This is a genomic window from Bacillus salipaludis (assembly GCF_004358205.1).
Map to the genome: position 1 here is coordinate 57,166 of NZ_SMYO01000005.1, position 16,070 is coordinate 73,235.

Annotated in this window: 17 protein-coding genes and 1 other annotated feature; of the genes, 10 read left to right on the forward strand and 7 right to left on the reverse strand. The window is 39.1% G+C overall.

Annotated features, from left to right (window positions below):
- The first annotated feature begins 98 nt into the window (after nt 1-98).
- Nucleotides 99-316 (forward strand) — a binding site (T-box leader).
- Nucleotides 317-356: 40 nt separating this feature from the next.
- On the forward strand, nt 357-2,774 hold the full coding sequence (leuS, locus tag E2K98_RS10925) for a leucine--tRNA ligase (RefSeq protein ID WP_133334279.1): 2,418 nt from the start codon (nt 357-359) through the stop codon (nt 2,772-2,774).
- Between the two features lie 58 nt (nt 2,775-2,832).
- Nucleotides 2,833-3,138 (forward strand): rhodanese-like domain-containing protein, encoded by a 306-nt coding sequence (locus E2K98_RS10930; protein WP_133334280.1) that lies wholly within the window; start codon nt 2,833-2,835, stop codon nt 3,136-3,138.
- Nucleotides 3,139-3,168: 30 nt separating this feature from the next.
- On the opposite strand, the gene E2K98_RS10935 is transcribed toward E2K98_RS10930, so the two are convergent.
- Nucleotides 3,169-4,065 (reverse strand): FAD:protein FMN transferase, encoded by an 897-nt coding sequence (locus tag E2K98_RS10935; RefSeq protein ID WP_133334281.1) that lies wholly within the window; start codon nt 4,063-4,065, stop codon nt 3,169-3,171.
- A complete protein-coding gene (locus E2K98_RS10940) occupies nt 4,065-4,424 on the reverse strand; it encodes a hypothetical protein (RefSeq protein ID WP_133334282.1) in 360 nt (119 codons plus the stop codon). Before E2K98_RS10940 ends, E2K98_RS10935 begins: the two co-directional genes overlap by 1 nt.
- A 140-nt stretch (nt 4,425-4,564) precedes the next feature.
- Here E2K98_RS10940 and E2K98_RS10945 point away from each other — a divergent pair, with 140 nt between their 5' ends.
- Nucleotides 4,565-4,750, forward strand: a complete 186-nt coding sequence (locus E2K98_RS10945) for a sporulation protein Cse60 (RefSeq protein WP_133334283.1) — start codon at nt 4,565-4,567, stop codon at nt 4,748-4,750.
- Between the two features lie 10 nt (nt 4,751-4,760).
- On the opposite strand, the gene E2K98_RS10950 is transcribed toward E2K98_RS10945, so the two are convergent.
- Entirely contained in the window at nt 4,761-6,032 is a 1,272-nt protein-coding gene (locus E2K98_RS10950; RefSeq protein ID WP_133334284.1) for a BaiN/RdsA family NAD(P)/FAD-dependent oxidoreductase, read from the reverse strand.
- 371 nt (nt 6,033-6,403) lie between these two features.
- Between E2K98_RS10950 and E2K98_RS10955 the strand changes: the two genes are divergently transcribed.
- Nucleotides 6,404-8,014 (forward strand): putative polysaccharide biosynthesis protein, encoded by a 1,611-nt coding sequence (locus E2K98_RS10955; RefSeq protein WP_133334285.1) that lies wholly within the window; start codon nt 6,404-6,406, stop codon nt 8,012-8,014.
- Nucleotides 8,015-8,040: 26 nt separating this feature from the next.
- Entirely contained in the window at nt 8,041-8,760 is a 720-nt protein-coding gene (locus tag E2K98_RS10960) for a pseudouridine synthase (RefSeq protein ID WP_133334286.1), read from the forward strand.
- A gap of 50 nt (nt 8,761-8,810) precedes the next feature.
- Here the strand turns inward: E2K98_RS10960 and E2K98_RS10965 are convergent, their stop codons facing one another.
- Nucleotides 8,811-10,076, reverse strand: a complete 1,266-nt coding sequence (locus E2K98_RS10965) for a TolB family protein (RefSeq protein WP_133334287.1) — start codon at nt 10,074-10,076, stop codon at nt 8,811-8,813.
- 148 nt (nt 10,077-10,224) lie between these two features.
- Here E2K98_RS10965 and speD point away from each other — a divergent pair, with 148 nt between their 5' ends.
- On the forward strand, nt 10,225-11,034 hold the full coding sequence (gene speD, locus E2K98_RS10970) for an adenosylmethionine decarboxylase (protein ID WP_026572142.1): 810 nt from the start codon (nt 10,225-10,227) through the stop codon (nt 11,032-11,034).
- Nucleotides 11,035-11,351: 317 nt separating this feature from the next.
- Here speD and E2K98_RS10975 read toward each other — a convergent pair whose 3' ends face one another.
- Nucleotides 11,352-12,098, reverse strand: coding sequence for an AAA family ATPase (locus E2K98_RS10975; protein ID WP_208025355.1), 747 nt, complete (start codon nt 12,096-12,098; stop codon nt 11,352-11,354).
- Nucleotides 12,099-12,221: 123 nt separating this feature from the next.
- On the opposite strand from E2K98_RS10975, the gene E2K98_RS10980 reads away from it, so the two are divergent.
- The 3 genes from E2K98_RS10980 (at nt 12,222) to E2K98_RS10990 (ending at nt 13,849) form a co-directional block, all read left to right on the forward strand.
- Nucleotides 12,222-12,743, forward strand: a complete 522-nt coding sequence (locus E2K98_RS10980; protein WP_133334289.1) for an LURP-one-related/scramblase family protein — start codon at nt 12,222-12,224, stop codon at nt 12,741-12,743.
- A gap of 314 nt (nt 12,744-13,057) precedes the next feature.
- Nucleotides 13,058-13,474, forward strand: a complete 417-nt coding sequence (locus tag E2K98_RS10985; RefSeq protein ID WP_133334290.1) for an SRPBCC family protein — start codon at nt 13,058-13,060, stop codon at nt 13,472-13,474.
- Nucleotides 13,475-13,849, forward strand: a complete 375-nt coding sequence (locus E2K98_RS10990; RefSeq protein WP_133334291.1) for an ArsR/SmtB family transcription factor — start codon at nt 13,475-13,477, stop codon at nt 13,847-13,849.
- Between the two features lie 93 nt (nt 13,850-13,942).
- On the opposite strand, the gene E2K98_RS10995 is transcribed toward E2K98_RS10990, so the two are convergent.
- On the reverse strand, nt 13,943-15,280 hold the full coding sequence (locus E2K98_RS10995) for an amino acid permease (RefSeq protein WP_133334292.1): 1,338 nt from the start codon (nt 15,278-15,280) through the stop codon (nt 13,943-13,945).
- Nucleotides 15,281-15,506: 226 nt separating this feature from the next.
- Between E2K98_RS10995 and E2K98_RS32030 the strand changes: the two genes are divergently transcribed.
- Nucleotides 15,507-15,641, forward strand: a complete 135-nt coding sequence (locus tag E2K98_RS32030) for a hypothetical protein (RefSeq protein WP_268884070.1) — start codon at nt 15,507-15,509, stop codon at nt 15,639-15,641.
- Between the two features lie 108 nt (nt 15,642-15,749).
- Here the strand turns inward: E2K98_RS32030 and E2K98_RS11000 are convergent, their stop codons facing one another.
- Entirely contained in the window at nt 15,750-15,971 is a 222-nt protein-coding gene (locus E2K98_RS11000) for a DeoR family transcriptional regulator (RefSeq protein WP_071358441.1), read from the reverse strand.
- Nucleotides 15,972-16,070: the final 99 nt, after the last annotated feature.

The window sequence follows — 16,070 nt, forward strand, 5'->3', positions numbered from 1 at the left end:
ATGTTTAAAAGAGAAGGAATGCGGCAATTCTGAATTTAGGCTTTTGTTATCTTGCAAATTGCCGGGAAATTTTATACAATATCCGTATATCTTTATATTGAAAGACATGGATTAGGAATAGTAATGGTTCCTGCCCGTTTAGAGAGTTGACGGCTGGTGAAAGTCAATCGGGTACATCATGAACTCGCCTAGGAGTTGCAGGCACGAAAGAATAGTAATGTTTGCCGTTTACCGCGTTAAGGATAATGAAGCGAGTGTTTTAACACTAATGTGGGTGGTACCGCGGGAAGATACATACAATCCTCTCGTCCCTGTTTAGGGATGAGAGTTTTTTTATTTTTAAGGAGGAAAATCTTATGAGTTTCGACCATCAACAAATCGAAAAGAAGTGGCAAAAGAAGTGGGAAGAAGAGAAAACATTCAAAACAAGCGAAGAGTATGATAAACGAAAATTCTATGCGCTTGATATGTTTCCATATCCTTCCGGTGCCGGACTTCATGTCGGACACCCTGAAGGCTATACAGCAACAGATATTCTTTCACGTACGAAACGGATGCAGGGCTATAATGTTCTTCACCCAATGGGCTGGGATGCCTTTGGTTTACCTGCAGAACAATATGCGTTGGATACCGGAAATGACCCGGCAGAATTCACCGAACACAATATTAACACGTTCCGCAGACAAATTAAATCACTAGGTTTTTCTTACGATTGGGACCGTGAAGTAAACACAACTGATCCTGAATATTATAAATGGACCCAGTGGATTTTCTTGAAACTATGGGAAAAGGGTCTTGCTTATATTGATGAAGTGGCGGTTAACTGGTGTCCGGCACTTGGAACCGTATTAGCAAATGAAGAAGTCATCGATGGAAAAAGCGAACGTGGAGGACATCCGGTAGAACGCCGTCCAATGAAGCAATGGATGTTGAAAATTACTGCCTATGCTGACCGTTTGCTTGAAGACCTTGAAGAACTTGATTGGCCGGAAAGTCTGAAAGAAATGCAGCGCAATTGGATTGGCCGCTCTGAAGGTGCTGAAGTCACCTTCCAAATCGATGGACATGATGAAACCTTCACTGTATTCACAACCAGACCCGATACACTATATGGAGCAACCTATGCAGTACTTGCCCCTGAACATACTTTTGTTGAAAAAATTACAACCGCTGAGCAACGTTCAGCAGTGGATGCTTATTTAGATAAAGTAAAAACCAAAAGTGATCTTGAGCGGACAGATCTTGCAAAAGAGAAAACAGGCGTATTTACAGGTGCTTATGCCATAAATCCAGTAAATGGTGAAAAAATGCCGATTTGGATTGCTGATTATGTATTAGTAAGCTATGGAACTGGTGCAATTATGGCGGTTCCGGCACACGATGAACGCGACTACGAATTCGCTAAACAATTCGACCTGCCTATTAAGCAAGTAGTTGCTGGCGGTGATATTGAAAAAGAAGCGTACACAGGTGACGGGGAACATATTAACTCTGAATTCTTAAATGGTTTAGATAAAACAGAAGCAATTCAAAAGATGATTGCTTGGCTTGAAGAAAAAGGAATTGGCACTAAGAAAGTAACCTTCCGTTTACGTGACTGGTTATTCAGCCGCCAACGTTACTGGGGTGAACCAATTCCAATTATCCATTGGGAAGATGGCGCAATGACCGCTGTGCCGGAAGAAGAACTTCCGTTAATGCTACCAAAAACAACGGAAATACGACCTTCTGGAACAGGTGAATCACCACTTGCTAATATCGATGACTGGGTAAATGTGGTTGATCCAGAAACTGGTAAAAAAGGCCGTCGTGAAACCAATACGATGCCGCAATGGGCAGGCAGCTGCTGGTATTATTTACGCTATATTGATCCAAAAAATAATCAGGCACTTGCTGCTGAAGAAAAATTAAAGCATTGGCTTCCAGTTGATACCTATATTGGCGGAGCAGAGCATGCGGTGCTTCACTTACTTTACGCTCGTTTTTGGCATAAGTTTTTATATGATATTGGTGTTGTGCCAACGAAGGAACCATTCCAAAAGCTATTTAATCAAGGAATGATTTTAGGCGAAAATAATGAAAAAATGAGTAAATCTAAAGGAAATGTCGTCAATCCGGATGATATCGTGGATAGCCATGGTGCTGATACGCTCCGCTTATATGAAATGTTCATGGGACCTCTTGATGCCTCAATTGCATGGTCAACGAATGGCCTTGACGGTTCACGACGCTTCCTAGACCGGATTTGGCGTTTATTAGTGGAAGAGAATGGCGAGGTAAATCCGAAGATCCAGCCAAACGAGGAAGCCGCTAATTTGGAAAAAATTTATCATCAAACTGTAAAAAAAGTTACAGAGGATTATGAAGGTTTACGTTTTAATACGGCTATTTCACAAATGATGGTATTTATCAATGAAGCATATAAATCAACGGTCCTTCCAAAGGATTATATGGAGGGCTTTGTGAAATTACTTTCACCAGTCTGCCCGCATATTGCAGAAGAGCTTTGGGAAAAGTTAGGCCACAGTGGTACAATTTCCTATGAAACATGGCCAGCATATGATGAGGCAAAGCTTGTCGATGAAGAAGTTGAAATTGTCATCCAAGTAAATGGCAAAGTGAAAACAAAGCTAAAGGTACCAACAGATGCGAGTAAAGAAGCGTTAGAAGGTATCGCCATGGACGATGACCGGGTGAAGGAACAAATCGAAGGAAAAACTATTCGCAAGGTCATAACGGTTCCGGGTAAGCTAGTCAATATCGTGGCAAACTAATACAATTGAACATCCTCCAGCAAAAAGCTGGAGGATGCTTTCTGAAAGGATGGTTAATATGGAGGAAATTCAAATTATTACTCCGGAAGAATTAAAGTCGAAGCTTGAGCAAGGGGAAAAGCTGGAGCTTGTTGACGTAAGGGAAGATGAAGAGGTTGCTGAGGGAATGATTCCGGGTGCAAAGCATATCCGGATGGGAGATATCCCGGTCAACCTTGATTATTTCGATAAGGATAAAGAATATATCTTCATATGCCGCTCAAGCCGCCGTAGTGAAAATGTCTGCTACTACCTGCAGGAACAAGGCTATAAAGTTCGCAATATGATTGGCGGCATGATGAACTGGACAGGTGAAACCAAATAAACGATTCCACAAGTGGAATCGTTTTTTCTTTTACCTAACATTTCCCTCAAAAATTCCTCCTCTCCAAATTTTTCCCTCCTGATCAATGAGTACTGCTTGGGTTCTTTTTTCGCGGATATAACTCTTTCCATCCTTATCTCCTAATAAAAGAACGGTCTTTGCCCATACATCCGCTTCAACAGCGGTGGGGGCGGTCACGGTCGCTGAAACAATATTGCTCTCAGACGGCTGGCCGGTTCGAGGATCTATCAAATGATGCTGCCACTCCCCGTTTAACTTCCACCTTCTTTTCATGGAAGTTGAGGTTGCAACCGCACCACTTTCAATCTGAATGGAGGAGAGGAGGTTGGAAAAATCAAATGGACTCTCAATTCCAATATTTAATGACCGCGGCAATGCTCCAAAAATGCGTATATCCCCGCCGACATTAATAAAGCCAAATCCTATTTTTTCTAATAATTCTGCTGCCCGGTCAATCACCCAGCCCTTAGCAATTCCGCCTAAGTCAATTTTTGAAAAAAGAATGGCTGATTGCTGTTTCTTGTCTAAAACAAATGGTTTATTATTATGAAATACATTCGGGGAAAGGCCGGGTAATTTAAATGATTGTCCTTTAATATGCTCAATTGATTTTACATAACCGCTGCTTTCAAGCGAAGTTAATACTCCCGGATTGAAAACACCACAAGTTTCAAGAAAATATTGTTCAGCATCTGTTAGGATCGAAAACATTTCAGGAGAAACGGTTACTTGTTTGCCTATTTGTTTATTTAATTGGGATAATTCGCTATCCTCTATAAACCGGCTGCAGGTGGACTCGATTAAATCAAAAAGTTTATAGATCGGCATCAAATCATTCGCAAACATTTCTTGGTTAATCGAGATTTTCACCATTGTACTCATGGAGTTAAATTGATATTGATACATCAGGTACCACCCGTTGTTGTGTCAAAGCCATCATGATGCCCAAATGAATGACTACCGCCAGAAAATTGATCTTGATTTTGCTGAAAAGAATCATCGCGGTTCCCTTGCCCATATTGCGATGCTTGATCATCATCAAAACTAAAATTTGAATTCGAATTGGAATCTCCTGATGACTGATTTCCACTGGAATCAAGATTATTTTGTGCTTGTTGATTTGTATTTTGATTAGCCTGAGAGTTTTGACTCACTGCTGCTTGATTATTATTTCCATTTGATAGTCCGAGATAGGATACCATCCCTGCGACTAATGCCAAGCTCCCAAAGCTGACGCCCCAAGAGATTCTTTGTTTTTTATCCAATTTTCTTATCTCCTTTCCTTCTTTCTGATAGTAGTTTAAAAGCCGAACCTTAAATTATTCTTAAATTTTTGCGGGTTTTGATTTTTAAAATTCTGAAAATGAGGAAATAATGATAGGAAAAAACAAAAGGAGAGAGTAAAGTGATTCAGGTTAAACTGTTTGACCGGGAGCATGAAAAGGATTTGGAAAAGGAAATGAATCGTTTTTTAAAAGGTTTAGATGAGAAAAGCCTGCTGGATATAAAATACAATGTTGCGGCAATGACAGAGGATGAAGAGGAGGAACAAATTTATTGTTTTTCTGCGATGATTATATATAGATCCTGACAATTATTTGTCAGGATCTAGCTTTTGCAGAAAGTGCGGCATTTGTACCGGCAAGCCTTCCGGTTACAAGTGCAGAGGTAATATTGTATCCTCCTGTATATCCATGGATATCAAGTATTTCCCCACAAAAATATAAACCATTCATCATTTTAGAGCCCATCGTTTGTGGCTCAATTTCTTTTACTGAAACTCCGCCACCGGTGACAAATGCTTTTTCAAGTGGCAGGGTGCCATTCACTTTAAAGGTAAATTGCTTGCAGCTTTTTGCGAAATTACGAATTTTTTCATGAGAAACAGTTCCACACTGTACAGCAGGATCTATCTCATTGTTCTCCAGTAAAAATAGAAGGTATCGCTCTGGAAACATCCCTTTTAAGGTGTTTTTTATACTCCTCTTTGGTTCATTTTTTACCAGCTTACTAATTTCTTGAAAAAGGACCTCCTCTTTTTTGTCCGGGATGACATCTAGGCTCATCGTTACCTCTTTTAAATTCCACTTCTTCATCGCTTTGACAACAAATTGGCTGCAGCGTAAAACAGCTGGGCCGCTTACCCCAAAATGAGTAAAAATCATATCCATACGATGAGATATAATTGGTTTGCTTTTTGGATTTAAAACACTTAATTCAATATCCCTTAAAGACAGTCCCTGAAGGGTTTTCTTTTGGATAAACGCTTCGCTTGAAGTGACAGGTACTTCTGTCGGGAACAACTCGGTCACATTGTGCCCGGCTTTTTCTGCCCATGCGTATCCATCCCCGGTTGACCCGGTATGGGGAACAGATTTTCCACCTACCGCAATTACAACCGATTTTGAGGTTAGCTTTTGACCATCCCTTAGTGTAACGCCTGATACCTGCCCGTTTCCATAGAGGACTTCCTTTACGGCCGTATTTTTAAAAACCCGGACCTTCAGTTCTTCTAATTTTTGCAAGAGAGCATCTACAACTGATTGAGCTTTATTCGACGCTGGAAACATCCGCCCGTGATCTTCCTCTTTTAAGGTTATCCCGAGTTTTTCAAAAAAAGCAATAATATCCTCATTACTAAAAATGGAAAACGCACTATATAAAAATTTACCATTCCCTGGAATATGTTTTATAATTTCATCAACAGGGAGCCGGTTTGTCACATTGCACCGTCCTCCCCCTGAAATAGCAAGCTTTCGTCCAAGCTTGTCTCCTTTATCAATCAAAAGAACTCTTGCACCCTTTTCACCGGCGGCTATTGCTGCCATCAGGCCTGACGGACCACCGCCAATGACTATACAATCAAATTCCATTCTCTCACCAACTTTATGTTCCTAGAAATTTTTGGTTAAACTATTGAAATACATTATTTTATTATAAACCTTACCATTTTTTCTGAAAAGAAAACGGAAAGTCAATATTTAAAAAAATTTAATATGGTTGCTAGTAGCGTCAAAGGGAAAACAGTTGTAAACTACTATAGTGTGCAAAAAAAGTCGAATTAACTTTGAGGAAGAACATATTTTAAAATTATAACATGAATACTGTCTAGCTCCAGCGCCTGGCCCTCGAGGTCGCGTCGGGCCAGCCGATGAATTCAAAGAACGACTTCACCGGCTGGCCCGCAAGCAGCTGCCTTAGGCTGAACAAGGCGCTTACGCTTTTCGAAGTAGGAAGGGATTCTATGTCGTCTAAGCTTTTAAGAGGAACATTTATATTAACCTTTGGAACGATTTTATCAAAGGTTCTTGGCTTATTCTATGTCATACCTTTTTATCAAATTGTCGGGTCTTCGGGAACAGCGCTTTATCAATACTCGTATGTTCCTTATACGATTTTTATCAGTATTGCAACAGCTGGGGTACCGCTTGCCGTTTCAAAGTTCATTTCCAAATACAATGCTCTAGAAGAATACGCTGTTGGCCGCAAGTTATTTAAATCAGGCTTAGTGATTATGCTGTCGACCGGATTTGTCTCATTCTTAATCCTCTATTTTTCTGCCCCGCTTTTCGCAGAAATGATGTTTACGAAAAATGAGGATGTTGGTTCAAGTTTAAAGGATATCACAACGGTTATTAGGGCAGTAAGCTTTGCATTGATCGTCGTTCCGTTTATGAGTCTAATCCGCGGATTTTTCCAAGGCCATCAATCGATGGGGCCATCCGCAGTTTCGCAGGTAATTGAGCAAATTGTCCGGATTGCCTTTACACTTGCAGGTGCATATGTTGTCTTGCATTGGTTAAATGGCAGTACGGTTCAAGCGGTTAGTGTTGCAACCTTTGCTGCATTTGTTGGAGCTATCGGAAGTCTATTGATGCTATTTTGGTATTGGTATAAGAGAAAACATTATTTGGATGAACTTCTCATCCATGATAAAGGAACCATTAATATTTCATTGAAAGAAATTTATAAAGAAATCGTTCTTTATGCAGCCCCATTTGTATTTGTAGGAATCAACAATCCGTTATTCCAGGCCATCGATCAATTCACCTTTTACCGTGCATTAGGGGCAACGGAATTTGCTAAATCAGCTTTTTCCATTTTAAACTTTGAGTCTCATAAGATTGTTATTATTCCAGTCTCACTTGCAACTGGATTTTCGTTGGCACTGGTGCCAAGTATTACGAAAGCATTCGTTGAGCAAGACCGAAGTGGTTTGAATCGCCAATTAAATCAAGCATTTCAGGTACTTCTTTATTTAACTTTGCCAGCAGCCATTGGACTTTCTTTACTGGCTGAGCCTGTTTATACCGTATTTTATGAGCATAAAATGCTGGGAGTGGAAGTATTAAGAGCATATGCTCCTGTAGCAATCTTGTTTTCCTTGTATTATGTAACGGCCTCCATTTTACAAGGGATTAATGAGCAACGCTTTACTGTTTTAACCTTGCTGGTAGGATTATTGATAAAATTATCATTAAATATTCCACTGATACAAAAGTGGGGACCACAAGGGGCAGTACTGGCAACGACTCTTGGATATATGGCAGCCATTGCGATTAACTTATTCGTAATTAAAAAATTTGTAGGGTTTCAGTATCGGCTTGTCTTTCGGAGAAGCTTACTAATCTTCATTTTTGCCGGCTGTATGTGGGCAGGCTGTGAAATCGTTTATCGGTTATTAACGTTATTCCTTTCACCTGCTTCTAAAGGGCAGTCTCTTATTATCATTGTCATTACGGCAGCAGTGGGAGCAGTAATCTATTTTTATCTTGGTTTAAAATCAGGATTGATCAACCGATTATTTGGTGACCGCGTTGACCGGATAAAGCAAAAGCTGCATTTAAGAGTTTAAAAACCTTCTCAAAAGGGGTGTAAGCCATGAGAATTGATAAAATGCTGGCGAATCTTGGATATGGGAGCCGTAAAGAAGTAAAACAGCTTCTAAAAAGCGGTGCCGTAAAAGTAAACGATGTTGTTGTAAAAGATGCGAAACAGCATGTGGAGCCTAATCAAGAAACCGTGACACTAAATGGTGAAGTAATTGAATATAAAGAGTTTATTTATTTGATGATGAACAAACCGCAAGGGGTTTTATCAGCTACTGAGGATAATTCCTGTGAAACGGTTATTGACATATTGGAGCTTGAGGATCAAGTGTATGAGCCCTTTCCTGTCGGTAGACTGGACAAGGATACAGAAGGTCTGCTTTTGATTACGAATGATGGTCAATTGGCCCATCGCTTACTTTCTCCTAAAAAGCATGTCCCAAAGACATACTTTGCCGTAATTGACCAAGAGGTAACGGAGGAAGATGTCCGTGCTTTCGGAGATGGGGTCACACTTGATGATGGCTATAAAACAAAGCCAGGCGAGTTAAAAATTTTAAAATCAGGGATTCGTTCTGATATTGAACTTACGATTACCGAAGGGAAATTTCATCAAGTAAAGAGAATGTTCGAAGCGGTTGGGAAAAAGGTCGTATACCTTCAGCGAATTTCGATGGGGCCGCTGGCTCTGGATGAGACACTCGAACTTGGCGAATATCGCGAACTAACGAAGGAAGAAGTGGAGTTATTGATGGAGTTTCAAGTGAAATAGAATAAAGCTAGGAAAAAGCAGCCAGTCCTGGCTGCTTTTCCATTTGGTTGCTAATGTTTTTGATTTTCGTAAACCGAATAACCGCCGATATTTTTAATCCATAGCTTTGCATTTTTTCCATCCTGATCTGCAATCCATAAATCTTCCTCAGCAGATGCAATATCTTTTTTTCGCAACCAAGTTACCTTGCTGACAGAAGGAATATAAACCGGGCTGTAATCCCCCAAGCCTGCTGGTGGATGAGTAATCTGAGTCTGCTTCTGGTCATTTATATTGATTAAAAATAAGGATGGATCGGGGCGTTTGATTGCTTCGTTTGACCACTCTTTTTCTTTTACCCTTGAAACGTAAAGTGCATTGTCATCTTTCCATCCGAATCCTAATTCAGCAAAATTCACTGGGGTCAGACTGAGGGTATTGTAGGCCGGAAGTTCAGTGACCTTCATGGTTTTATTCTTGAAACCAAAAACAATTCTTCCACCACCGGCAATGTAACCGATTAAATCTTTATGTAATGCCCACTGTGGATGATCCACTCCAAGGATAACCTCATCTAAGACCTCGAAATTCTTTCCATCCGAAGAAATAACACAAACCATATTACTGTCCATTGACCAAGACGCTGTTGGCCCCACAATAAAAGAAATCCACTTGCCATCAGGAGAAAACTGAAAATCAGTTCCATCAATTGCGATAATACTGATATTGCCTTTCTTCAATTCTTTCGGGATTGTATAAAAAGGCTTTACGTTTTTAGTTAAGCTTGTAATCTTTTTTAAATTCTTTTCCAGTGTTATTTTATAAAGGACTGGATTTGTCCATCCATCAGGGCGTAATGATGCACTTGAGGAAGTAATTAAGGAACGGCCATCAGGGAACCAATTATAATCCCCAACTCCTAAAGCAATATTATAAAAATGTTTAAGATCCGAGACATTTAACACGCCACCGCTTTTAAAGGCTACCAAATCCTCGACAGGTGACCATTTCGGATTCGTGCCATTCACCGTAATCCTTTTATGCTTTTTCGTTTCGATATTATAAACCCATATTTCTGTACTATGTTCAGAGGCCGAGCTGGCTTTTTCTTTTGTTTGGATTTGGTACAAAATCCACTTTCCATCATGCGACCATTGTGGGGCATAAGGGTAAGTACCCGGTTCTTTCGTTTGTTTCTCTTGCTTGCCATTCATCATTGTCCAAAGGAAGCCATTTTTGATATAGGCCATTTTTATATGAGCCTCAATTGGTTCTGCCTTTGCAAAGGTTGGCATGAGCAAAAATAAAATAAATACGATGGAAATTTGTTTTTTCATTCTTTCACCTCATCTTCAATTATTTTCCACAATAAAGGGAAAATTATGTTGGAAAAAACAAATGAACAATATTTGCAAATAACATGATTAGACAGTGGGTAATCTATAAATATTTACTTGGGATTTTTGAAAAGGGGGAAAGTATATCATGAAGCTAACACATGAGCAGCGGATTGAGTTACATGGCTTTAATAACCTGACAAAATCACTTAGCTTTAATATGTATGATATTTGTTATACAAGAACGAAAGAAGAACGTGAGGCCTATTTGCAATATATTGATGAGGAGTACAGTGCGGACCGATTAACCAAAATGTTAAAACATGTTTCGGACATCATTGGAGCCCATGTCTTAAATATTGCCAGTCAGGATTTTGAGCCGGCTGGAGCAAGTGTGACTCTATTAGTATCAGAAGGTCCTGTTGAGCACGCGCCATCTGAATCCTTTGAGGAATCTCCTGGGCCGTTGCCGGAATCAGTCGTCATGCAGTTGGATAAAAGTCATATTACCGTTCATACATACCCGGAATATCATCCAGATGAAGGCATTAGCACCTTTAGGGCGGATATTGATGTTTCTACCTGCGGAGAAATTTCACCGCTTAAGGCACTTCATTATTTAATCCGGTCGTTTGAGACAGATGTGATGATTGTTGATTATCGCGTTCGCGGATTTACTAGGGATAAAAGTGGCCATAAGTTATTTATTGATCATGAAATCAGTTCGATTCAAAATTATATTCCTGAAGATGTTGGCGAAATGTTTGATATGATTGATGTAAATGTTTACCAAGAGCATATTTTCCACACAAAATGTAAGCTGCGGGAATTTGATTTAAATAATTACTTATTTGGTTACACAAAGGACAAGTTATCCCCTGACGAACACATTGAAATTACCGAAAGAATTAAAATGGAAATGGACGAAATTTTTTATGGGAAAAATATTGTTCAATAGCCAAGAAAGAGGGTGCCCCAAAAGTATAACTTATAGGGGCGCCCCCTTTTTGCAAATGGTTCCTTTGACTTGTCCGTTGATTTACGCTTCAGGCGCTTCGCCTTTCCGCGGGCGTGCCGGGGAGCCTCTCCTCGTCGCTTTCGCTCTTGCGGGGTCTCCCCAGCCCCTTACTCCCGCAGGAGTCTCGCGCCTTCCGCTCCAATCAACTTTGTACAAAAAATAAGAAAATCATATTCATGAATAGATCCCCGTTTCGGTAATAGGAAATCAAAAAAGAGAGCAACAAAGTTTACGAAATCAGCCTTCTTTTATGGAAATTATCCATTTAACAAATGATGAAGCATTCTTTCCTTGTTATCAAAAAACTGTTTCATCATTTTATAGTGATTGGTCTCTTCTAGAGGGCATTCATGAATCCCTTCTTCTGTAAACTCAAAAATTTTCGCATTAGGATATGCCATGATTATTGGAGAATGGGTTGCAATAATAAATTGGGAATGATCTTTAACTAGGTCATGAATTCTTGTTAGCATCGACATTTGCCTCAGCGGTGAAAGAGCGGCCTCAGGTTCATCCAATAGATAAACCCCATTGCCACGAAACCGATGAAGAAATGTGGCAAAGAAGGCCTCTCCGTGAGATTGTTCATGCAATGAGACTCCCCCAAAAGAATCGATGACTCGAGGACCGCTGCCTTCCATATCTAATTCCTCAATAGTTGAAGCAACATTATAAAAACTTTCTGCCCGCAGGAAAAAACCATCACTCGGTCGATTAACTCCTTTTATAACCCTCATATAATCCCCAAGAGGTGAGTGAGAATCATAGGTTGAAAAATTGAAGTTTAGGGAACCTCCTTCTGGATTAAAACCTAATGCAAGGCCAATTGCTTCAAGCAAGGTTGATTTTCCCATCCCATTTTCCCCAATGAGAAAAGTTACATTTGGGTGGAATTCTAATTCATCCAACGACCTAAGACTGGGCAGGTTAAATGGATATTTTTTAAAAGAAGGCACTTGACTCCTCTTTAATTGGACGCATCGTAAGTATTGATTTTTTATCATAAATATACCTCAAGAGGAAATTTTACTTTGATTGTATCAGAAACTTCTGCTTCTATTAAATGAAACTTTTTCCAAAATTTAACGTAATATTGGTAGAGAGAAAAAGTTACGAGGAGTGGCAGAATGAACAAGGATTCACTTTATTTTAAAGATAATTTTTTTTCGTCTGGCAGGACGGAGGTTTATAATAGTTTAAAAGAAAAGGTAGGGGATTTAGATCTTAAGAGCGCCTTTTCTTCTAGTATTGACGTAATAGATGGGAATGGGAAAAAGATTATTAGTGGTAGATTTGGTTTATTTAGCAATAAATGGAGAATTTTAAACGGCTGTGAGCAAGAAATAGGGATCCTTAAACAAAAGTTAACCTTCTTTGCTAAAAAATATGAATATAATGCCTTTGATCGAGGTGTTTATATCATTGAAGCAGAGGCTTTCTCCCGTGAATATGAGGTATTTGATGAACAATCGAACCAAATAGCCAAATTTGAAAAAGTAAGCGGATTCTTTGCCTCCCCAGCTTTTCAATTAACTAATCTTAAAGAGAGTCTCCGTTCAGAGGAATTAATTGCGGTTATAATGGGAGTCAATGCCATTCAAAAAAGAAGAAGTAGTAATGGAACTGCTGCAGGCAGTACGGGAAATTGATTTTTTTTAAGTTTTTAATAAATCTATTTATTGAATGAAACAGGTCTATTAAGGTGACTTTACTAATTGTAGAGTTGCCTTTTTTATTAAAAGGCTTTGTTAAAGAACAATGTTGATTTTTTAACAAAGTTGATTGGGGTGGAAAGCGAGCGCCTGGAGAGGAAATCAACAACTATGTTTAACATCCTATTAAAAAAATAATTGACATGAAACCAAAGGGTGTTATATATTTTAAATGCGAAACCAAATGGTTTCTTATTTGTTTGTACAAATCTCTTATTAAAACCGGAACATTTTGAGGAGGACTTTTAAAAATGACGAATGAAACACTACAGGATATTAGATATACAGAAATCTACAATGCTCCCATTGATAAAGTATGGGCCGCTGTTGCCACTTCAGAAGGTCTTTCTGCATGGTTCATGCCGAACGATATGGAACCGGTAGAAGGCCATGAATTTCATTTGAATGCCGGACAGTTTGGAATGTCCCCTTGTAAGGTTACACTAGTCGACCCGCCTAATCGTCTTTCTTTTAATTGGGGAAAGGATTGGACCCTTACATTTGAATTAAAAGAGTTAGAGGGCAAAACTGAATTTACCTTAATCCATGGCGGCTGGGATGCGAATAAGGTTACTGAATTTGGTGCACCGCATACTCCAATCCGTGAAAATATGAACCAAGGCTGGGCAGGTCTTGTTAAAAAATTACAAGGATATGTTGAAGCATAAATGGAAGCTTCTTCGGCCAAACATGATGTCTTTCAAGCCATCGCTGACCCAACTCGCCGAAGGCTGCTAAAACTTTTAAGCCAGCAGGAAATGCCTGTTAAAGATATAAGCGATCAATTCCCAATTAGCCGGACCGCCGTTTCCAAGCACTTAAGAGTATTAGCTGATGCAGGTCTGGTTAAGGAGCGAAAGGTTGGAAGAGAAACTCGGTACAAGCTTGAACCTGAGCCATTATATGAATTAAAGGACTGGCTCCAATATTTTGAAATCTTTTGGGAGAACAAACTCTCGGCGCTCAAGCGCTTTGTGGAATCCGATGAGCCCAATAATCGTAATTTATCGGGACCTGCCGGGGAAATCAAGTCTGAAGAATAGAAAAAGTGATACCCATAACAAATGGGTATCACTTTTTGGTTTAATATGAAGTGTCCACTACCTTTTTAGAGTGCTGGATATGGTTTTTTATTGCTAATTCATTTTTCGAACAGTAAAAGAAAGAACAATCAAAATTCCCATGATTACCAAACAAACAGTTGATCCTATTAGATTATTTGAATTTAAGAGAAATCCAATAAAAATGACACTTAAAGAAACAATCGCAAAAATAGTAATGAATGGGAATCCTATTACCCTGAAAAACGGTTTGCTTTTATAATGTGGTCTAAGCTTTAACTGAGCTGCACAGATGCTAATCCAAATTAACATCACTGTAAACCCTGGAATCGTCATTAAGTAACTAATTACCTGGTCTGGGGTGATATAGGCTAAAAAGATTCCGACTAAAATCCATGCACTTGTAATCAAAATCCCAGCAATCGGGGTTCCATTTTTAGAAATTTTTAATAGACTTTTCGGTGCTACACCGCTTTGTGCCATTGAAAATAAGGTTCTTGATGTAGCATAAATACCGGAATTGGCTGCTGAAAGAACTGCCGTTAAGAGCACAAAGTTCATAATATGTGCGGCACCTGGCAGCCCGGTAATACTCAATACCTGGACAAAGGGACTATCTACGCCTGATACCTTGTTCCATGGTATCATTCCGCAAATGATAAGGATTGGGAAGATATAAAAGATAATGACTCGCCATACGGCCCCTTTAATGATCTTTGGCAAAACTTTTTCAGTATCTTTTGTTTCCGTAACAGCAACCCCAATTAATTCTGCTCCGCCATAGGAAAACATTACAACTAAGAAGGCGCTGGCCACTCCGTGAAAACCGTGCGGGAAAAAACCGCCATATGCCGTATAATTGGACAGCGGGTCGTGAATCGAGCTTGGGATTATTCCTACTAGGATTAATACACCCAAGATAATAAAAGCCGTTAAAGCTAAAATTTTGATTCCTGCAAACCAAAATTCAAGCTCTCCATAGTATTTAACTTGAAATAAATTAATTCCCACAATCAATAATCCACAAAAAAGACTTAACAGCCATAATGGCGCAGAAGGGAACCAGAATTGCAGGAAACTTCCCGCAGCGAGCAACTCAACGACGGTAACAATGATCCAGTTAATCCAATAGAGCCAACCAACAATGAACGAAACTTTGAATCCAAATGCTTTATTAACCAAAAGCTGTACGTTTAAGTTTGGATAGGAAACTGCCATTTCCCCTAATGCTGCCATAATGATTAGCAATAATATTCCGCCAATAAAGTATGTTAATACAACACCTGGACCAGCGATATTTAATGTATCTGAACTTCCTTTGAAAATTCCGGTCCCAATCATTCCAGCTAAGGCAATAAGCTGAACATGACGAGGTAATAACCCTCTTTTTAATCCTTGATGATTTTTTTCCAAAATGCTCCAACCCTTCTATATTCAACAAGTTTTCTTTTGCGCTTAAACGCTTTTATGTGTTAAAGATTTTTATATTAATATAATATATTTTAAAAGTTTATAAATCAAGTATAGTCTGATATCTTTGCCATAATGATAAATAATTTCACTTTAAGAATTTTTTTGCCTAAAGGAAACTTTTTAGATTTCACGAATAAAATAATAGTAAAATTGGAGGGTGATAGAAATGAATTCGACACCGCGTATCCATAAAAAAATCTTAAAATATTCTTTCCTTTTTAAAATGCTGGGCATTATAAATGACCAGGAATTTAAAGCAATAACGGGTGTAGATTTTTTACATGCTGACGGTAAAAGGTAAGTGGCGGAATTTTTCTAGGAATGACTTATTTTAAAAAGGGCAAAAAAATAGCAAGCGAAATCATCGCATGCTATTTTTTCATTATTTTGTTATTCATTAATAAACTGTTTAAGAAGTCATTTTTACTTTCTTTTCTGTGGTGGTCCATTTTCCGCGGCTTGGGCTTATAACCAAGTCATTATAGGCTAAGACATTTAAATCTCGTTGTATGGTGCGAGGAGTGATACCAAATTCCTCTACAAGTTCCTGCGTTGTCACAGTGCCATTATTGCGAATAAACATGTAGATACATTTGATGCGGTTTAACATCCGGTTAGTTGAAGGTTTCAAAGAACCACTCCCTATCCTTTTTTCAAACCTATGGCGAATTCCCTCTACCGACAGCCTCTTTGAAGAAGTATTCTTCAAGAATATGTAGTTTCTTTTCCG